Source organism: Sulfuricurvum kujiense DSM 16994 (assembly GCF_000183725.1).
Taxonomy (GTDB): Bacteria; Campylobacterota; Campylobacteria; order Campylobacterales; family Sulfurimonadaceae; genus Sulfuricurvum; species Sulfuricurvum kujiense.
Map to the genome: position 1 here is coordinate 2,065,028 of NC_014762.1, position 20,441 is coordinate 2,085,468.

A 20,441-nucleotide genomic window follows, 5' to 3' on the forward strand; every position below is an offset into this window, starting at 1 on the left:
TGGATAACTTAAACGAATATTTAAAGGATAAAATTTAATTTAAAAAGGTAATTTGTTATTTAAATTTAGGACTAATGTGTTGTGCAGACCGAGCAGACGTCAAAGGTGCGAAAAATCAAAGAGGCTTTTGCTATCGATTCAACCCCGATCATCGCTTTTTGGGCCGTACCGGGATTATCGGAGGGGCCGTTCCCCAAATTCCATTGGGTCGGAGTAATAATAGAATATTCCATAATTCTACCCTTCTCAATACGGGCTTTATGGATCAAAGAGCCGCGCGGCGCTTCAACAATCCCTATCCCGGAGCCGCTTATAGTCTCAATGGAAGCGGGAGGGATAAATGAACGTTGCGATAAATCAAGAGACGTCAAAAGCTGACGCACCTGAGCACATAACAATACCATCTCTTCGACTCGGGCGCATAAGCGTGTTACCGCACTATCGCCATGGATACGGTACAAATCACTGATCCCTGCGCGTTCCTGCACCAAAGCCCGCGCCAAAGGACCCCCCTCATAAAATTCCCCGTTGTAGAGGGCATTTTTCGCATACGTTTTTCCGCCGTTTTCAAAGGTTTGGGAAGCATCTTCCGAAACCAAATCGGGTTGCGCATTGCTTCGAACATCGAAAGCCATCGCTATCCGTTCATTTCCCAAAACCAAAAATCGGCCGTGGCTTTTTCCACTATCCAATAGTTCCAAACGCTCAAAATTGCGTAAAAGGGTTCCAAAATCCCCTTTCAACGTACCAAGCGTATCGTTTTTCATATGCGACTCAAATAGTTCTGTGCCGCATCCTAAAACCTCATCTTCGATAAAGCGTTCAACCTCGGATAGGATTTTCAGAGCCTGCATCACCTCGATATGGGTAGGATCGCATGTCACCCCTCCGGGAAGTGCATAGGAGCTGTGCGGCCACTGTCCGCTAAAGAGGGCACATAGCTGATTGACCTGCGATGTGACATAAAGCGCTTTGAGCGCAACAGGGGGTTCTTCGCCTAAAAGTTTTCCGCTCTCATGAAGCATCACCAGATAGAGCCACTTAATATGGTTTTGGATCAGTTCGCAAGAGAGGGTAATTTCCCTCAAAGCATGGGCTTTGGGAGTGAGTGTTACCGGATATCCGGCATTTTCATAGAGGCTCTCCAGCATCCGCACCGCGGCAATCAGATGAGAGTGCCCGCAGATGCCGCATACTCTGGGTGCAATGACTAAGGAGTCCAAGGCGTTTCGCCCCTCCAAGATCGCTTCTATTCCCCGAAAATGCAAGAATCGGATAGCGGCCTCTTGCACCCGACCGCTCTTATCGGTTTGAAAATCGAGTACCGCTTCCCCCTCGATCCGCTCGATCAGTTCATGCGTGATCATCGATCAACCTCTCTTCCAGACGTTTGATATGAAACGATTTTGCCGCTCCCGCTAACGCCAAATAGCTACGTTTCGGTATGCCAAGCGGCATCTCCGAAGGAATTGACATATAGGTTTTAGTCGTAAATAGGTCCCGCTTAGGAAATGCGGGTTCCGTGCACCCGACACACGGCGTACCGGAACGGGTTTTCGAACTCACGTCATTCCATAGTATCTTATTGCAGCTGCCGTGAGTATATGGGCCTTGGCACCCTTGGGCATAAAAAAGACACCCCTCTTTCGTCCCGAAACGCTCACTGTCGACTTTCCACTCAAAATACTCGTTACGCAGACATCCGTTATGTACCAGATAGGCATATAATTCTTTAGGACGGCGGAATTCATCGACAAGAATTTCCCTCCCCGCACTGATCATATCGATCACAAAACTGAGCCATTTGGGATGGGCCGGACAGCCGCTGAGGGTAATCACCTTCTCCTGCATCGCTTTGAGCGGCCCACTGCCGTTTTCTTTATCAAATACGATTCCGCTGATATGTTCGGGATCATTCTCTTTAAATATTCCGCCGAAGCTTGCACAGCTTCCCATGCTAATAATATGCTTGGCTTTGTGTGCCAGTGCGGGCAAAAGGGTTCGCATCTCCACACCGGCACGCTCAAACGGCGCGCTGTATGCACCTTCGAAAATGAGGACATCCGATTTGGGGACTTTTTTGACCAGATCTTTGAGTGTTTTTTGGCAGGGAAGAAGCGGATGGTGGATAAATTCGATGGTTTCCAATAGAGTTCCCAAAGCGGGATCGTTTAAAAATGAGTGGGTATTGCCGTTGCAGGTGATCCCCTGCAGCCAGATAACTTTGAGTTTAGCGGGATTTGAGGGCATAATAGATATTTTCGGCGATCGTGTGCTCGTAACTCTCCAGTGGTTTTGGGAGAATATTTTCACCGTTGATAAATACCATCCCTCCCAGATACCCCATGAAAAGACCGAATGCACTGAAAAAATCCTGATCCCGCAAATCACCGGATCTGACACCCTCTTCAAAAAAGATCATCATCTCAGTCACAAACGCAGAGACACAGATCATCCCCTCACAGCTGTTTTGAAATACTTCACGATTAGAGAGGTAAACCCGAAGAAAATACTCAATGGTCTCAGGTCTATCTTTTGCGATCTTAAAATACATATGAACGATCGCTTCGATTTTTTCCTGAGTGCTCATCGGGCTCTCATTGATACGGCGAATCTCTTCCCCCAAAATATTGGCGATGTAGAGGATAAGGTCTTTGGCCAGCATCTCTTTGGACGTAAAATAGTTGTAAAGGTTTCCAACACTCATCCCGATTTTTTCGGCAATTGCCGGCATTGTCGTTTGATAAAAGCCCTCTTTGGAAAACAGTTCCAACGCTTTCGTCATAATCGAAACTTTACGCTCTTCTTTACTCAACCGTGCCAATGTTTGTACCTGCTGTCAAATTCATTTTTGTAATTATAGCGAACAGACGGGTGAAATTTTGTATTGAGCAAGTTCGCGCCCTGTAGCATCGATAACATGCACTGCACAGGCCAGACACGGATCAAACGAATGAACCGCGCGTAACACTTCAAGCGGTGCGGACGGATCGGCGAGTTGAATGCCGATCAAAGACTCCTCATATGCTCCGCGTCCCTCTTTGGCACCTTTTGGCGATGCGTTCCACGTCGTCGGAACCACCGCCTGATAGTTGGCGATTTTCCCCTCTTCGATCCGTACAAAGTGTCCTAATACGCCACGGGGTACTTCAAAAATACCGGCTCCTTTAGCCTCATGCGGAAGTTCCTCGAAAACATACTTCGTCCACGTATCTTCATCGTAGTATTTGATATTTTCGATCAAATCGCTCATCGTATCAAACAGATAATCGCAGCAGATTTGCGCTTCTACCGCGCGAGCCGCATTTCGTCCCACAGTAGTTGAAAAATCAATCAACTCCATACCGGAACGTTTCATAAACCGCTCCATATAGGGACGGATAATAGGAGAATTTTTAGAGTATCCGACGATCATCCGAGCTAACGGTCCGACTTCCATGACATTTCCATCATATCTCGGCGCTTTGACCCATGTGTATTTCCCCTCGGTTTTAAGAGAACCGTCGTCGTTTAGATCGGTATAAAACGGTGTTGTGTCCCCTTCGTACGGAGAGAGAGGAGCATCGTTTTCATACCATGATCGGGATGCCTCTTCGGTAATTTTGCTACTGTCAAACGGCTCTATACTCTCAAAATTATGAGCTTTGATAACGCCGCTGCTAAAGAGCTGCTGATCTTTTCCGAATCGGTATCCGCCGCAGCACATAAAATTCCCGACTGCACGACCCTCTCCCGCCTTGATTGAGTCACGATACGCATTGACAAGCATCACCATATCGGGGATATAGGCACGTTCGATAAAATCCCTCGTCTCTTTGATAATAAACAAAAAATCGTTTAGACGCTGAGGGTTGAGCATATCAGCGACACTCGTAACCCCTCCGACAACGAGATTTTGAGGGTGAGGCGTTTTTCCTGCAAAAATTGCCACCGCTTTAGAGAGTTCCCGCTGAATCCGCAACGCTTCGAGATAATGGTTCATATGTACCAGATTCTCCTCAGGAGTGAAGCGATAGGTAGCATGTCCCCAATAGCCGTTGGCAAACAATCCCAACCTGCCCGCTTTGACAAACCCCTCCAACTTCTCTTTAATCGCTTCGAGATGCCCGTCGGAATTGCGATAAGGGTGTTCACACCAGGAGGCGGCATCTTTGGCGGCTTTATTGCAATCGGCACTAAGTGCTCCCGTAATATCGACAAAATCGAGCGAATGGAGGTGATAATAGTGGACAATATGATCTTGTACAAATAGCGAGAGGGTGACGAGGTTACGGATAATCTCGGCATTATGAGGTATTTCAATGCCATATGCCGCTTCTACCGCGCTGATAGAAGCACGGTAATGGACGTTTGTACATACACCGCAGATACGCTGAGCAATCAAGCCCGAATCTCTGGGATCACGCCCTTTTAAAATCGTCTCAATCCCCCGAAAAAGCTGACCAGAAGCCCACGCTTCGGTGACAACGTTATTCTCATCAATTTCGACCTCAATTCGTAGATGCCCCTCGATTCGGGTAATCGGGTCTATGATAATTTTCTGTTTACTCATTGGGTTTTTCCTCTAATTTACGATTATTGGCATAGCTATCAAACGCGATTTTCCCCTGACCACATCCGAAACATCCATGCCCCACCTGTACCGGCCAGCTTGTCCCTTCATTAAATTTAACGAGTGAACAGTTAAGATCGGCATACGGCCCTTTACATCCCATTTCAAAGAGGCACCACCCTTTCTTCGCCCCCTCATCACCCCATTCACGGACAAACTCATCCGCATCGTAGTGACCGCGGCGTTCACAGTTATCATGAACACGAAAACCGTACGCCCATTCGGGACGGTTATTGGAATCGAGTTTAGGAAATTCATCAAACATGATATATTGCAACAAGGTTCCGACAATATTGATCGGATTGGTCGGACATCCCGGAAGATTGATAATATCCGTTCTTCCCAAGGCTTCAGCTACGCCGACTGCGCCGGTAGGGTTAGGCGCAGCGGCAACAACACCGCCGTCATATGCACATGAGCCCACAGCAATTACCGCTGCCGCATTTTTAGCTACCCGGCGTAATAAATCAACGCCTGTTTCGCCCTTCGGTCCGATACGCAAGAACTTTCCATTCATCCCCAGTGGAACCGCCCCCTCCACGATTAAAACATATTTCCCGCTGTCATTGTGAAGGATACTTTCCAGCGCGGATTCCGACTGATCCCCAGATGCCGCCATCAACAGCTCATGATAATCGAGTGAGATGTATTTGAGGATCAAATCGTCCACTTTGGGATGGGAAGTTTTGATAAACGCTTCTGAATTACCCGTACAATCGGAGAGTTCCAGCCAAATAATCGGGATTTTATTGAGCTGCGTTACCCCCTCTTCCACAACCCCTTCGAACTGGGGATGCAGATGCATCGATGCGGTAATCATTGAGACCCAGTGGTTAAACTCACGGCTCATCTCGAACGATTCTAATGCCTCATGAAAGTTATCGGCACTAAGTTGATTTTTCGGGTGAAGACGATTATACTTTTCGATACGTGCCCGTACTTTTTCAAGCTCCGCCGCTTGTGCCGCATCAATACGTTCTTGACGGAGCCGTGCCGCTTCGGCAGGGTCGACCGGAGTTGCGGAAATAATCGCACAAATATCCTGCTTGCACCGTCCGCAAGTACGTCCCGCTTTTGAGTGTTCTTTGAGCTCACCGAACGATGTTACCGCATTCTCTTTGATAATCTCGACTAACTCCAGTTCATGCACCCCTTCGCAGCTGCAGACAAGTTTCCCATATTCTGACATCAGACGATTCGAGTAGAGATAGGCCGCATCGATCGGTGAATCGGTCTCAATCAGACGTTTAAGGGCGAGCAAATCGATATTGGTATTGATACCGATAAACCGCTTCAGCCGATCATTATTGACGATATACTGATCGATCCGATCCCCGTGGGTAATCAAAATCGTTTCGTTCTCGGAGTCTTTGGGGTTAAAATCGGTAGCCGTAACGTCGGCAAACAAGAACGAGCCCACTTTCAGCCCGTCGATAGAGACCTCTTCTTTAAATAATGCGTTTGCATCCCCAAGCAGATGTGCAATCGCCACATCTGCTTGGAGGGTGCATTCTTTGACCCGTCCGGCGATAAATCCACTCTCGCGAAGCTGTGCCGCTTCTCCGACGCAGTAGATGTTCTCATCGGAAGTACGAAGGCTCTCATCAACCAAAATGCCCCGATCACATTCGAGTACATCGCGGGCATACGGGATATTCGGATCGATACCAACACCGAAAATGAGGAATGGGTTCTCGATTTCACACTGGGAAGTGATAAGCTTGGTGATACTATTTCCCGAAATCTCTTTGTCCTTGATCTGATCGTTAAACTGGATCCGAACCCTCGGATCGGCTTCGAAGATACCGCGAATCAATGCCAATCCCTCACGGCTAATCACTTCGGAGTAAAGGTAGTTTTTGCGCACCAGCAAAGTAATACTTTGAGGAGCATCACTACGCATAAGGGTATCGAGAAGTTCAAGTGCGATCGGTCCCGCTCCGACAATCACGACATTTTTGCCGATCATCCCCTCGGCAATCCGCTCACAATCTTTTTGGCTCCTAAACGTTGCAGCATTCTCAATCTGCGAAATATCAAACAGAGATTTTGGAATTGAACCCGTAGCAATAATCAATTTATCGTAATGAAACGCGGAATGTTCACTAAAAATGCGTTTTTCAGTAGGATCGATAGAAATGATTTTTTGATCCAATTCCAGCTTCACTTTTGGATTAAGTTCCAGCTCTATTGAGTCGACACAGTTACAATCCTCCACCAATTTACACAAATGGATACGATCATAGGGGGCATGCTCTTCATCCGAGACGATAACTACCTCAGTTTGAGGAGACTGTTCCATTAGTGTATTGGCAATATAGACAGCGGCTATCCCGCCTCCGACGATTACGATACGCACTCTTTACTCCTCACTCTTGTTTTGTGTTTTTGCCGCTTTCTTAGCTGCAGCATACTCTTCACGGCTTTTTTTGCACGCCTCTTCCCATGCAAACCATCCTTCGTTCGCTCCGTCTTCTACAACTGCGGGGCGCTGTTTTATCTCAGATTGCCACAACGCCTCTTCAGGTTTTGGACAGGCACGAACACATTCGCCGCAATAGATACACAGCCACGGATTATAGCGGTACTCTTTTTCGCCGCTTTCATGCTGATAGAATAAAATAGCCCCCGGCGGGCACACTTTCTCGCATTTATCACAAAAAATACAGGCGTCAATCCCGTATTCGATCAGCCCCCGATACCCGCTTGGCAAGACGATATCTTCAGCAGGGTACGGATGCGTACGAACGGGTTTGAAAAGATTTTTAAACGCTTCGAGCATAGAGCGAAACATTCTTACCCCCTACTTTGCCGTGCAGGACATGCACGGATCGAAAGAGGCTAAAATTGCCGGGGCATCAGCATACTCAGCTCCTTTAAACACTTCCATCATAGCAGGAATCGCCGAAAAAGTAGGGGTTTTAATCCGTACCCGCTCCAACATATTTTGGCCGTTTCCCCGCACCAGATAAAAAAGCTCCCCGCGCGGCGCCTCGACACGGACAACCGCTTCACCGTTAGGTTTGCCTTTGGCTTTTTCCTGTATCTCACCCGAGGGAAGATTATCAATGATATTTCGGCACATTTCAATCGAATTAACGATCTCCCTCAGCCGTACAAAGTTCCGGGCATGTATATCACCTGTGGATTCGAGGATCATTTTATATCCCAGTGCTTCGTAGGGAAAATCGTTTGTCTCGGCACGAACATCCGTTGCCAGCCCCGCCGCACGCGCCAACGGTCCTAAAGCATTATAAGTATAGGCATCCTCAAGACTCAATACCCCTACCCCTTTGTACTTGAGGGAGAGCGACCAGTTGTTCTCAAAAAGCCCTATCAACATATCGACTTTCTCGGAAAGCAGTGTGAGATTTTTATGGACTAATGCAGAGAGCTCCGGTGTCAAGTCACGGTTCACTCCGCCGATAGAGATATAATCAAATTGGACTCGATTACCGCTGATCGCCTCTTGCACTTCCATCACCAGTTCGCGATCACTCATGATCTGCATAAAGAGGGCTTCAAACCCGGCATTCTCCGCCGTATGAGCAAGACAGAGCATATGTGAATGGATACGATCCAGTTCCACCATCAGCATTCGTAGGTATTTAATACGATCATTTGCCTCGTATCCGAGCAGTTTTTCAGCGGCAAGGGTATAGGAGAGCGAATGGGTGATCGCACAGAGCCCGCAGACACGGGCGACGACATACCCTACCTGTTTGAACTCAAAACTGCGGGTACAAGCGAGTTCCACCCCGCGATGGACAAACCCGACATCGGCATCGACTCCGATGATTTTTTCGTTCTCGCATTCGAATTTAAAACGGATCGGCTCCAACAACGAAATATGCTGAGATCCCAAAGGGATTTGCACGGTTTTTTTCATGATTCCCCCCTCAGCGGATGAGGCAGTGAATCTTCATCCAGATAAAGCCCTTTTTCTGTCCCTTCAACCGATAAGCCGAACATATCGACAATCTCTCTCTCCCCCATAAAGCTTGAAGGGATCAAACTCGCTATTGAGGGGACGGGAGTCTCGTAATCACTGAGGGCAAAATAGATAACAATCTCGTCTTTGACTCCGTATTTTGAGAAAATCCACTGCAATTCGATCTTTCCCTCTCCCAGATCGATGCCGTTTACACTGAGAAAATGCCACTCGCGGGGCTTATAAAAAGCCCCGATATCGCTTAGTAGCGAAGGTAACGTCGTCGCTATTTTAGTCATGTTTCACCTTTTGTGCCATGTTAAAGCGGCTGAGTTTATTTCCGATCATTTCAAGAGTACCGAAAAGTTTAAACGGTTTTTCAATCTCTTTGCTTTTGCTTTCCAAAATCTCTCCCGCTTTGACTAAAGCATCGATGATAAGCTGCGGCGATGAGGCGCATCCGGGGACATACACATCGACGGGGATATAGCGGTCGATCCCGTCTTCGACATTGTACATTCCCCGAAATACCCCTCCCGTCGTGGTACACGATCCGACTGCTACAACTACTTTGGGTTCGGGAATCTGAGAATAGAGTTCGACGAGACGTTCACGGGAGCGGTACGTCACCGGCCCCGTCACCAAAAATATGTCGGACTGTTTTGGATTTCCCGTATTGATAACGCCGAAACGCTCCAGATCATATTTCGGGCTTAATGCCGCAAGGATCTCGATATCACAGCCGTTGCAGCTTCCTGCATTATAATGCAGCACCCACGGCGATTTTTTGCGAAACGGGGTAAAAAACTTCATAACAGCACCCCTAAAATATTAATGACGGCCAAAGTTATCGCCACCGAATAGATAATTTTCACCATATCTGCCGTTTTCACACGCGCCGTTGCGTTATCGACGAGATTGACGAGTAAAAACATCCCCGCGACTAAAAGGCTCCCCAGCCATAGCGATACACCGCCGAATAGAAATACGAAACTGTAAATAAAGAGATATTCTAAAAATCGGGACATATACAAAAACTCGTAAAATACCCCGCTGTACTCGATCTCTACTCCGCCGACAATCTCCTGGTGCGCTTCACCGATATCAAACGGCGATTTTTTAACTTTTATAGGAACGATCATCGCCAATGCGGCAAACAGCGGCAACAGTTTGGGCAAATAACCGCTTTGCTGCATAATATCGGTTATTTCAAAACTCCCCGATACCAGATATAAACCGACCGCCACCAAAATCAAAACCGGCTCATACGCCACCAGCATCAACAATTCACGATTAGCCCCTACGTGTGAATAAACGGATCGAACACTGTATCCTGCCAAAATAAGTAGTATTTGGGCAAAGAGATGCAAGAAAATAATATAAAGAAGATTCCATCCCAAAAAGATCGCCCCGATACAAAACCATAATACTGCGAAATGGGCTACCGCCAAAAGTGCATGCGGCGAATGGACGATCAGCGTCCGTTTATCAAGGAGTTTGAACATGTCGTAAAAAGGCTGCAAGAGCGGAGGTCCCTGACGACGCTGCATCCGGGCACGCATCACCCGCTCTCCTCCATACACAAGAGCGCCCAGTATCGGTGCCAAAGCTATCCAAACCCATATCATGACAATGCTCCTACAACCGCTACCCCGACAAAAAGGACACCGAATCCCCAATACAGCGCCTGCCGTATTCTCTCGGAGGGTTCATAATAAACCAATGCCGAATCAAACATCTCTTTCTCCCCGCAGTGGTAGGGTTGTGAGCGGTCATATCCATCCATTTGCCGAAATATAGAGGGTAATGCGAATACAAACAGAATCGGCAATGCCAGTAACACGACAAAGATATTCTGCTGTATCATAATATATCCGACCGCTCCGATAATAATGGAAAGCACAAGCAATACCAAAGGTATATTATAACCTGCCGGGATCGGAATACTCTCTGAGGGGGCGATATCCGAGGGTGCCGAAAGAAGTGCAGAAGCAACTTTGAAATAAAGAAGCACCAGTACCGCACTGCCGATAATGAGCGAAAGCAAAACGATAATATAGGAGGGGTGTTCTTTTAAGAGCGATGCCACCGATGTAATCGCAAAAAGCTTCCCCATAAAAAGACCGAACGGCGGAAGAGTGAGTGACATAAATCCAAAAAGGATAAAACCTACCGTTTGCGGAGAGTGTACCACCATCCCCTTCATCTCTTCAATATTTTTGGCATGATGCTGTTTTTCCAGTACTCCGGCTGAGAGGAAGAGAAGTGCTTTAGATAAGGCATGAAACAATATTAATACCATCGCCAGATTCATGCTCTCTTCCGTGCCGATCGCGGCAAGCGCCATCATCAACCCCAGCAAAGCAACGGTGGAATAACCTAGAATTTCTTTAAACACCGACCTGGACAATGCCAGATACGAAGCGGCTATAAATACCAAAGCTCCGATTATTGAAATGATCCCTCCTACCATTGTAGAAGCTAGCGCCGGTGCAAGTTTTAAAATAAGATAGGGAGCGATTTTTACCATCGTTGCCGAATGGAGCATCGCACTCACCGGAGTCGGCGCTATCATCGCCCCGAGCAGCCACCCTTCAAAAGGGATGGACGCCCCTTTCACCAAAGCCGCCATTGCCAAAAACGCAACCGCCAACAGTACCAGCCCGCTTGAGCGCTGCAGCAGCGTATCAAACATTACCGTATCAAATTCCGAAACCGCGACCCATGCCCCAAGTAAAATGACCACACCCCCGATCTGATTCATCCATAGGGCTTTAAGAGCATTGGCACGGCTAACCTCATCATTTCTAAACGCAATCAGCACATACGATGCCAGCGTCGTCATCTCAAACAGAAAAAAGAAAAGGAGAATCGAGTTGGCGCAAACAATCAGATTCATTACAGAAAGGAAAACCAGCAATGCCCCGATAAAAAACCGTTTTCGAACCGGAGATGCGGGTTCATCCTCCATATACCGCACGGAATAAAGGACGATAATCCCCCCCACCCCGTTAATAATCAAAAACATAAATTTGGAGAGGCTATCAACAACGATCTCCGCCGTTCCCCCTTCCGGAACGATGGATTCAATGTATCCGTACAGCAGCAGCTGCACAGCGGCAAGAAATATCACTTTTGTATTGTTGAACTTTTTACCCTGATAAAGAAAAAACAGCAGCAGCGCGACATCGGCAGCAATAATAAAAACATTGAGGGAGCGGGGAAGATGAAAGGTCAAAATATCCGCAGAGACATTTAGGGAAAAAGCGGTAAAGCTCAGCACGATTAAAACAGCGGCACTTATAACGTACTGTACTCGGCTATTCGGCGCTAATTGTAAAAAAAGCGAAGCTATGATCGGCAATAAAACAAGTGTCAATACCATACTCATTGTAATCCCTTTAGGAACTGCTTTGGACGATTATAGCACAGATAAAGCTTAGGCAATGTTAGTGAATATTTGATTAATAAAGTTTTTTAAGAGACAAAAATCAGATGAATATCCGAGAAATAACTATGGCTTTGAGCGAAAGTTATCCCTACGTCATTGAATCCACTGCGGTGAGATTCCCCAATCAATTTTCGGAATGGAAGAAAAGATCGATTTTAGCAAGGTCCGTAAAATCGGCCCCGCCAGGGTTGCCATGACTTCGACTCCATTTGTTTTAAAGAGAAGGCTGAATTGTCTGCTTTCTTGATGGTATGTGACATCCACGGAATGGACCAAATATCCCTCTTTCTCTGTCATTATTAAAGTCGGAGTGTCGGTCTGGCTTTGGGCTGCCGTATCGGTTTGCTGTTGAATTTCCACGTTTGCGGTCGTATCATATTGATCGAGATAATCTTCGATGGTAGGGATGAGTTTCAATAAAAAAGCACGCGTCAACCATAAATCTACCCTTTGAGTGTAATCGGCATAATTGATTACAAAACGGATACGGTCTTCGAGTTGGGAATAGATTGGGGTAAACGTTTGGGCTTTAATCATCGAAATTTCGGAATTCATCGTAAGACAGTCTTCTTTTTTAAATGCTTGAGGTAAATTGACTCTTTTAAAACGTGATTATACTGAAAATAGGAAGATTGTTTATGCCCTTGAAGATGATTCAGGCATTGCTAGGACTTTTGTGTCAAGCAATGCCTGACACATCCAGCCGATTTACTTAAATAAAAGCCCTTTACTTCTCTATCCCAAAATATAGTTATTGAGAGTAACAGTTGCCAAAAAATTATCAATGCTGGAAGCCGTTTCGCTTGCATACTCAACAGAGTTGGAAAACCCGACGATCATACTGCCGCGGTCGCCGGTTTCGTTAATCTCATTTAGCCAATAGTCATAGCCTGATTGATCTGCTGTACGGTGAAGTATATTTTGATACAGTAAATTCACGAAATCACTGTTTGATACATCTGCGCCGTAAAGCGCTTGAAACTCTGTCGACTGGGTAAATGCCTGGGCAATACTTTGAATATTGCTGCCGCCTCCCCCAATAGCCGGATCTGTGAGATTATTCACCCAATAGGCAAGACCGTCTTCATCCGGGTCTCTTTCAAACAATGCGTTATAAAAGCGGGCGATCTCCTCTTGATGAGCGCGTATTTCAATAGCATAATCGACACTCATGCTTCCATCGCTGAAACTGATGTGTTCTACACCGCTTAACGTATCTTCAAATGTTCCATCCGTAACGGTATAGGTACCGTCATCGTTATCATGAATATCAACATGATTGCGGCTATAGGTGTACACGGCGGTATCGGTACCGTTTCCGCCGAGAAGAGTATTATGTCCAGAACCTCCCGAAAGATCATCGTCCCCTTCTCCTCCATCTAGATGATCGTCCCCTTCTCCTCCATCTAGATGATCATTGCCTAATCCGCTGCTGAAAAAGTCATCTTCAATTCCCCCTTCCAAAACATCATCATCGTCTTGGCTGCGGAAAGAGTCATTGTGAGTTTCGGCATCCACAGAACTATCGCTGTGTAAATAATCATCTTCTATTTCATTTGTTTCATATGCCGACATGTTGTCTCCTTTTGAATAATATTTTGTTATGGTAGACTACGATTATGAATTTTTGATGAAAGAGAGTTATATTGCATTTATTGATTATTGATGACAATGAAGAATTACTGTATGCTCTACGGCAGCTTCTGAGGGATGCCCATTACCATGTCGATATTGCGACAACATTATCCGAGGGTGAAAATTTTATCAATCAGAAAAAATATGATCTTATCTTATTAGACTGGATACTTCCCGATGGAAACGGACCCGAGCTATTAATACGATTGCGCTATCAAAATATCTTGACCCCGGTGTTGCTTTTCTCTTCAAAAAAAGAGATAGAAGACAAGGTCGAAGCTCTGGACGGAGGGGCCGATGATTATCTCGAAAAACCTTTTTCAAATATAGAACTCTTAGCTAGAATCCGTGCTTTGCTGCGTCGTGAAAGTACTCAAAAACAGACGCATCTGAAATTGGGGAAACTGTCGGTCGATTTCTCTTCCCGAAGTGTTCAAATAGACAACACCCCCGTTAAACTCTCCGCCAAAGAGTTTGAATTACTGGAGTTTCTCTTATTAAACGCAAATACCGTCCTCACCCGTTATCAAATATCGGAACATTTAAGTCGGGATTTCGACCAAATCGCTACCAGTAATATTGTTGATGCCCATATTAAAAATCTTCGAAAAAAGCTGGATGCAGATGACCTGATACAAACTGTCAGAGGAGTAGGATATATGATTGCCAAATGACGGTTTTAAAATGAACGGAATTGAAACGTTGCCGTCGCCCCTCTGCCTTCTCCTTCGCTGACAATCACTACATCTCCCCGCAGCAGCAACGCAATCTGTTTGCTAATGGCAAGTCCAAGACCGCTTCCCTTTAAACCGCTTGTGTCAACAGCATGTACCTGATAAAACTCATCAAACAAATGTTCCAATGCTTCCAACCCGATTCCGCGTCCGCTGTCTTTTATATCCAAAGTAAACAGGCCGCTATTGTAATGAAGCGTTATATCGATAAATCCTTTTTCCGTATACTTGATCGCATTGGATAGTAGATTGACAACCACCTGTTTAAAAAGACGTGCATCACTTTTAAACGGCGCTTCAATCGGTTCATATGCCGTTCGAATCTGCAAACCTTTATCTTCGGCCAAAGGGGAAACCAATGCTAACGCATCCTCAATCAGTTCCTGCGGAACGCAAGAATCCGCATGAGGTTCCATTTTTCCGGATTCGGCTTTTGCCAAATCCAAAATATTATTGATAACACCCAGTAAATGATAGGCTGAATTTTCAATTTTTCCAAGTGTTTCGAGTATCGGTTCGGGAGTTTTCGGCTGTATCATCGTATATTGGGTCAAACTTAGAATCGATCCCAATGGAGTTCGGAGTTCATGTGACATGGCCGATAGAAACGCCGATTTTGCCTTCAAGGCCGCCTTGGTTTTGCCCAACAGTTCAATCCGTTCCATCTGTAATGCCAACATCCGCTCCAATGCCGCATAAAAACGTTCGTTGGACTCTTTTTCCAATGCCGGCTCCTCAATGCAGATCACACCCGGAGTTTCATTTCCGACGGCGTTCAATGCAATCATCACCGCCTCTTGTGTATTGCATCCCTCAAGACTGAAATAGACTTCTTTTGCATTGCTGAAACGGCGTATTTCGTCCATAGCGATTTCAATCGTCGCCTCTTTCGTGTCGGTACGGGTAATCGCATTAAAAAAAACAATCAAACTGATCAACTTTTCAAAGTGCTTTTCACGTTCAATTTCCAACCGCTTCATACTAAGCTGGGTGGTAAACATAAGGGCATTAAAAGAGTACCCCATCGTCCCTATTTCATCGTTGCCCCGTTCAGGAACGGTTTGCGTATAATCGCCCGTCAACGCAATATTCATAGCCGTATGGGAAAGCTCGCGTAAAGGCTGAATAATCCTCTGTACAATTATCCAGATCAGAAAAGCAATCAAAACCAGTCCGATACTCAATCCACTTAGAAAAAGCACCTGAAAATGGTACAAGAGGGAAAGCGCCTCATTTTTCGGCATTGCATAATGTAATACCCATCCCTCCAATATTCCTTCCAGAGGGAGACTCTGATACAAATAATCATTTTTGTCAAAAACAGGATTATGCGCTTCGTAAATAACTCCGGACAGCGTTGGAGGACTCAACCATCGATAAAGTTTTTGATCGGTTTTTAATCGCACTGCAAAATTTTCCAACGGATAGGCAATAACCACGTATCCCAAAAAATCATGCGTATAAAATGACCCGTATACAGGTGCAAAGAAATAAAGATTCTTTTCCCAAAAAAAATAATTTTTTTGTTTCTTTACAGCATTTTTTATCGCAGAGTATTCTTTACTTATGCTATTGATTTTATCCTCTTTGGAAGAAGAGAAAATAGTTCCATCCGCCGCTATCGTAAATAAAACAATCGATTCCCCTAAATCGTCCGCTTTTTGCTCCATGATTTTGTTAATACGCTGATCCATATCGCGCGTAACCATATCATTCATCACTTCTAAGCGTGACAGAAAAAGGACCTCTTTTTGCAATTGCCCCAAATGGGCATCCAAATCATTTGCAATTAATCGTGATTGATTATAGAGTACATCGTGTTCTTTTTTGAGCATTAGATTCGATTCATGCCCCCATAGATAGGCTAACAATATCACGATAATAAAAGCGATTACTCCAAACAGTGCGGAAAAAAGCTTATAAACTATCGGCAAATTATCCCATCTTCGTCTCATCACCAACTCTTTTAACCGAAATAGCATTAGATAATCTTTTTACAGAAATATGATTGTTTTAATTAACGAGAAAACATTATATCCACATCTATGAATCATTTGTTTTTAAGTGCTAAGGGTAAAGGAGTTAAAAAAAATAGTAAATGTTATGTATACATTTTTAAATTTGATTTTTCTGAAACGGATGATAAATTATATAGTGAGGGATAAACGTAAAAGATGGTGGCGGGGGGGGGACTCGAACCCCCGACCTCCGGCTTATGAGACCAGCGCTCTAACCAGCTGAGCTACCCAGCCATCTTATGGGAAGACCGGAATTATAGTGATGATAAACTTATTAAAAGCTTTAAAAAGTAATTTTTTCAATATAAAAAATTGAACTCACTATAATAGCTATAATAAAACTCACTATTGTTGAGTCTATAAGGCTAAGAGTATTGACAATTAACCTAAACTCGTGTAGAATCCCATACATAAAATCTCATCATAAAAGGAAATGCAATGAACTTTCAACCGCTTGGAAAACGAGTCTTGGTTCAACGTCTCGAAGAGGCAACCAAAACCGCATCGGGTATCATTATCCCCGACAACGCTAAGGAAAAGCCTTCCCAAGGTACCGTTGTTGCCGTAAGCAGTGAAGTAGAGAACGTTTCTACAGGAGATACGGTCGTATTCGGTAAATACGCTGGAAACGAACTTACTTTGGACGGAAAAGCGTATTTGGTTATTGAAACCGACGATTTGCTTGGAATCATCAAATAATTTAAACTTTATAAGGAGCAAACTATGGCAAAAGAAATTCACTACGCAGATGAAGCTCGTAACAAACTAGCCGCAGGAGTACAAAAACTCACTGACGCTGTCAAAGTAACAATGGGGCCGCGCGGACGCAATGTCCTTATCCAACGCAGTTACGGTGCACCGCTAATCACTAAAGACGGTGTTTCGGTTGCTAAAGAGGTAGAACTCAAAGACGTTTTGGAAAATATGGGAGCGCAGCTTGTTAAAGAAGTAGCATCCAATACGGCGGACGAAGCGGGAGACGGTACGACTACCGCAACGATCCTTGCCAACTCTATTTTCAAAGAGGGTCTTCGTAATATCACTGCCGGGGCTAATCCGGTTGAAGTAAAACGGGGTATGGACAAAGCGCTTGAAGCGATTTTGGCAGAACTCAAAGCCGCTTCCCGTATTATCAATGATAAAAAAGAGATTGCACAAGTTGCTACCATCTCGGCTAATTCCGATGAGCGCATCGGTGCGATGATCGCCGAAGCAATGGATAAAGTAGGCCGCGACGGCGTTATCACTGTCGAAGAAGCAAAAGGGATTAACGACGAACTCGATGTTGTCGAGGGGATGCAGTTTGACCGCGGTTATCTCAGCCCGTATTTCATCAACAACTCGGAAAAAATGACCGTAGAGCTGGATCATCCGTTTATCCTCCTTTTCGATCAAAAAATCTCGAACCTCAAAGACCTTCTTCCGGTATTGGAGCAAGTTCAAAAAACTTCTCGCCCTCTTCTCATCATCGCTGAAGATGTAGACGGTGAAGCGTTGGCGACTCTCGTTGTGAATAAACTCCGCGGTGTGCTTAACATCACCGCCGTAAAAGCTCCGGGATTCGGTGATCGCCGCAAAGCGATGCTTCAAGATATCGCGGTACTTACCCGTGCGCAAGTGATCAGTGAAGAGATCGGACGCACACTCGATAGCGCAACGATAGCAGACCTCGGTCAAGCTGCTCGTGTCGTCATCAGCAAAGACAACACGACGATCGTTGACGGTGCGGGCGACAAAGAGGCGGTTAACGGACGTATCAAAGAAATCCGTACCCAAATCGAAAGCACAACCAGCGAATACGACAAAGAGAAACTCCAAGAGCGTCTTGCGAAACTCGCGGGCGGTGTTGCGGTTATCAAAGTCGGAGCGGCTACCGAAACCGAGATGAAAGAGAAAAAAGACCGCGTTGACGATGCACTCTCGGCTACAAAAGCGGCAGTTGAAGAAGGGATCGTCATCGGTGGCGGTGCGGCACTGATCCGCGCGGCGGCAAAAGTGAAACACGACCTCAGCGGCGATCAAAAAATCGGATGGGAAATCATCCTTCGCGCCATTACCGCTCCGGTTAAACAAATCGCTGAAAATGCGGGATACGATGCGGGTGTCGTTGTCAATACGATCGTTAGCGCTACGAACGAAAACATCGGGTTCAATGCCGCAACGGGTGAATACGTCGATATGTACGAAGCGGGAATCATCGACCCGCTTAAAGTTGAGCGTGTCGCATTGACCAACGCAACGTCGGTATCGAGTATGCTCCTCACGACCGAGGCGACGATCCACGAGATCAAAGAAGACAAACCTGCACTGCCGGATATGGGCGGTATGGGCGGCGGTATGCCGGGCATGATGTGAGGACCGTAAAAAATGTCCTCAATGGACATTTTTAGGTCTGAAACCGAACATGCCGAATGAAATGAGCAGTGAGGCTTTACATAAAATGGAAGCCAACTGCGTGTCATTTTACTGAACGAAACCAAAGCCGATGTCGCAAAGCGGCCGGCGACGGCTTCAAATTACATAGAATTACCATATAATTGACATTTCGACAAATGCCTCCCCTTCTCTTTTCCCCTGTATAAAAACAAGTTTTAAACTGTATAAAACCAATAAACTATAATACAACGTCAACTAAAAATCCGTAAAAGTATTTGCTATAATAGATGAATAAAATAAAAAAGGGTGTATTAGGTGCTCTTATCCAATTTAAATACTTTTTTTGGGCTAGTGTTGGGTATGGCACTCTATTATGGGAGTGCGCTGTTCGGCATGTCTATTTTTTCGTTTCACCCTTCCAATATAACCCTGTTATGGCTGCCGTTCGGGATAGCGGTCATCCTCGTCCATCAATTCGGGGCGAAAGCATTGCCTTTTATCTTTTTGGGAAGTTTTTTCGCCAATTATCCCGGCATGTCCGATGAATCCACCTATCATGACCTCCATACGGCCGTTGCCGCATTTGCAGACACTCTCGCCCCTTATTTATCCGCACACTTGATCAAGCGGTATGCCAACAACTATTTTGACAATATCAAAATATTATTTCCGTTTACCTTTTACGGAGCGATTATCCCGACCTTTATCAGTAGTCTTATAATCGCTCTGAATCTGGCAAGCGGAGGCTATATACGCTATTTTGACGTATGCGGGTTTATCCTTATGCTGATGTTTGCCGACGCATTGGGACTATTGCTCCTCTATCCCTTGTATGAAAGCTACAAAACTCTATCGAAACCGACATCAAAAGAGTGGAAAAACGCTTTTTTATACACACTTTTGGCCCTTTTGTTAATCTGGTCATCCTTTTATTTTCACTATCTCATTTTTCTGGTTTTGCCTCTGCTGCTAATCCCTGCATTTCACCTACGGATGCATGTGCTGATGGGAATACTTTTGATTGTTGTCATCGGAATAATCGCTTTATCGGCAGATAATCCGAAAAATATTTTTGATGTCGGTACGCAAATGGAATCGATTCTAATGCTTATTACCTATTTGATCAGTTTGGTTTTTGTCATCATCGGAACCTCTCTTCATCATGCGGAACTCATCATCAATATTAATCTTACCAATACGGACAACTTAACAAAAGTCAAAAATGTAAAAGCATACAAAGAGCGGATCAATGAACTGATTTCAAACTTTGAGCGGTACAAAATACCTTTTTCCATGATGATATTTGATATTGACGACTTTAAGATGATCAATGATACCCATGGACATAGAGCCGGAGATATTGTTCTTATGGAGCTCAGTGCACTCGTTCAGAAAAATGTTCGGCATACGGATACGCTTTTCCGGGTCGGAGGAGAAGAGTTTGTGATCCTTTGTCCCAATACTGCGTTGCATGATGCAATTGATGTCGCAAATAAAATCAAAAATGTTGTTGAGAATGAGCTTACGGTCATCCCAAATCAACGAATCACGATAAGCATAGGGATTTCCCAGGTAAAAGAAGAAGATGCGGAAGATACGCTCTATCGACGAGTCGACGGGCTGCTCTATCAGTCAAAGCAAAACGGGAAAAACAAAATAACTTTTTCTCACTAAAAGCTATATT

At 45.2% G+C, this 20,441-nt stretch carries 18 protein-coding genes and 1 tRNA gene; 4 read left to right on the forward strand and 15 right to left on the reverse strand.

The genetic code is table 11. The features are described 5' to 3' along the window. Positions 1–71: 71 nt before the first annotated feature. From SULKU_RS10320 to SULKU_RS15340, 13 genes are all read right to left on the reverse strand, one after another. Positions 72–1,367 (reverse strand): nickel-dependent hydrogenase large subunit, encoded by a 1,296-nt coding sequence (locus SULKU_RS10320; RefSeq protein ID WP_013460910.1) that lies wholly within the window; start codon positions 1,365–1,367, stop codon positions 72–74. Beyond that, the gene (locus SULKU_RS10325) at positions 1,354–2,250 is read right to left on the reverse strand and encodes an NADH-quinone oxidoreductase subunit B family protein (protein WP_013460911.1); all 897 of its coding nucleotides are present in this window, start codon (positions 2,248–2,250) and stop codon (positions 1,354–1,356) included. Before SULKU_RS10325 ends, SULKU_RS10320 begins: the two co-directional genes overlap by 14 nt. Beyond that, complete coding sequence (locus tag SULKU_RS10330) at positions 2,231–2,824, reverse strand: TetR/AcrR family transcriptional regulator (RefSeq protein ID WP_013460912.1); 594 nt, start codon at positions 2,822–2,824, stop codon at positions 2,231–2,233. The genes SULKU_RS10325 and SULKU_RS10330 overlap by 20 nt, the downstream gene beginning before the upstream one ends. 33 nt (positions 2,825–2,857) lie before the next feature. Then, the gene (locus tag SULKU_RS10335; protein WP_013460913.1) at positions 2,858–4,552 is read right to left on the reverse strand and encodes a nickel-dependent hydrogenase large subunit; all 1,695 of its coding nucleotides are present in this window, start codon (positions 4,550–4,552) and stop codon (positions 2,858–2,860) included. Beyond that, positions 4,545–6,971: a hydrogenase small subunit gene (locus SULKU_RS10340; RefSeq protein ID WP_013460914.1), complete on the reverse strand. Its 2,427-nt coding sequence runs from the start codon at positions 6,969–6,971 to the stop codon at positions 4,545–4,547. Before SULKU_RS10340 ends, SULKU_RS10335 begins: the two co-directional genes overlap by 8 nt. Positions 6,972–6,974: 3 nt before the next feature. Further along, positions 6,975–7,406 carry a 4Fe-4S dicluster domain-containing protein gene (locus SULKU_RS10345; RefSeq protein WP_013460915.1) on the reverse strand — a complete coding sequence of 144 codons (432 nt, stop codon included), beginning with the start codon at positions 7,404–7,406 and terminating at the stop codon, positions 6,975–6,977. A gap of 9 nt (positions 7,407–7,415) precedes the next feature. Beyond that, on the reverse strand, positions 7,416–8,501 hold the full coding sequence (locus tag SULKU_RS10350; protein WP_013460916.1) for a hydrogenase large subunit: 1,086 nt from the start codon (positions 8,499–8,501) through the stop codon (positions 7,416–7,418). Further along, complete coding sequence (locus SULKU_RS10355) at positions 8,498–8,842, reverse strand: NADH-quinone oxidoreductase subunit C (RefSeq protein ID WP_013460917.1); 345 nt, start codon at positions 8,840–8,842, stop codon at positions 8,498–8,500. The genes SULKU_RS10350 and SULKU_RS10355 overlap by 4 nt, the downstream gene beginning before the upstream one ends. Continuing rightward, positions 8,835–9,356 (reverse strand): NADH-quinone oxidoreductase subunit B family protein, encoded by a 522-nt coding sequence (locus SULKU_RS10360; RefSeq protein WP_013460918.1) that lies wholly within the window; start codon positions 9,354–9,356, stop codon positions 8,835–8,837. The genes SULKU_RS10355 and SULKU_RS10360 overlap by 8 nt, the downstream gene beginning before the upstream one ends. Next, positions 9,353–10,171 (reverse strand): complex I subunit 1 family protein, encoded by an 819-nt coding sequence (locus tag SULKU_RS10365; RefSeq protein WP_013460919.1) that lies wholly within the window; start codon positions 10,169–10,171, stop codon positions 9,353–9,355. Before SULKU_RS10365 ends, SULKU_RS10360 begins: the two co-directional genes overlap by 4 nt. Next, the gene (locus SULKU_RS10370; protein WP_013460920.1) at positions 10,168–11,934 is read right to left on the reverse strand and encodes an NADH-quinone oxidoreductase subunit 5 family protein; all 1,767 of its coding nucleotides are present in this window, start codon (positions 11,932–11,934) and stop codon (positions 10,168–10,170) included. The genes SULKU_RS10365 and SULKU_RS10370 overlap by 4 nt, the downstream gene beginning before the upstream one ends. 153 nt (positions 11,935–12,087) lie before the next feature. Next, a complete protein-coding gene (locus SULKU_RS10375) occupies positions 12,088–12,549 on the reverse strand; it encodes a hypothetical protein (protein WP_013460921.1) in 462 nt (153 codons plus the stop codon). Between the two features lie 180 nt (positions 12,550–12,729). Continuing rightward, positions 12,730–13,569 carry a DUF4214 domain-containing protein gene (locus tag SULKU_RS15340; RefSeq protein ID WP_013460922.1) on the reverse strand — a complete coding sequence of 280 codons (840 nt, stop codon included), beginning with the start codon at positions 13,567–13,569 and terminating at the stop codon, positions 12,730–12,732. A 71-nt stretch (positions 13,570–13,640) separates the two neighbouring features. Between SULKU_RS15340 and SULKU_RS10385 the strand changes: the two genes are divergently transcribed. Next, the gene (locus SULKU_RS10385) at positions 13,641–14,303 is read left to right on the forward strand and encodes a response regulator transcription factor (RefSeq protein ID WP_013460923.1); all 663 of its coding nucleotides are present in this window, start codon (positions 13,641–13,643) and stop codon (positions 14,301–14,303) included. 5 nt (positions 14,304–14,308) lie between these two features. Here SULKU_RS10385 and SULKU_RS10390 read toward each other — a convergent pair whose 3' ends face one another. Then, entirely contained in the window at positions 14,309–16,318 is a 2,010-nt protein-coding gene (locus SULKU_RS10390) for an ATP-binding protein (protein WP_013460924.1), read from the reverse strand. Positions 16,319–16,538: 220 nt separating this feature from the next. Then, positions 16,539–16,615: transfer RNA gene (locus SULKU_RS10395), tRNA-Met, on the reverse strand. 204 nt (positions 16,616–16,819) lie between these two features. Between SULKU_RS10395 and groES the strand changes: the two genes are divergently transcribed. The 3 genes from groES to SULKU_RS14560 all read left to right on the forward strand — a co-directional run bounded on the left by groES (position 16,820) and on the right by SULKU_RS14560 (position 20,431). Then, the gene (groES, locus tag SULKU_RS10400; RefSeq protein ID WP_013460925.1) at positions 16,820–17,080 is read left to right on the forward strand and encodes a co-chaperone GroES; all 261 of its coding nucleotides are present in this window, start codon (positions 16,820–16,822) and stop codon (positions 17,078–17,080) included. A 24-nt stretch (positions 17,081–17,104) separates the two neighbouring features. After that, on the forward strand, positions 17,105–18,736 hold the full coding sequence (gene groL / locus SULKU_RS10405; RefSeq protein WP_013460926.1) for a chaperonin GroEL: 1,632 nt from the start codon (positions 17,105–17,107) through the stop codon (positions 18,734–18,736). A gap of 381 nt (positions 18,737–19,117) precedes the next feature. Beyond that, a complete protein-coding gene (locus SULKU_RS14560) occupies positions 19,118–20,431 on the forward strand; it encodes a sensor domain-containing diguanylate cyclase (protein WP_151174301.1) in 1,314 nt (437 codons plus the stop codon). Positions 20,432–20,441: the final 10 nt, after the last annotated feature.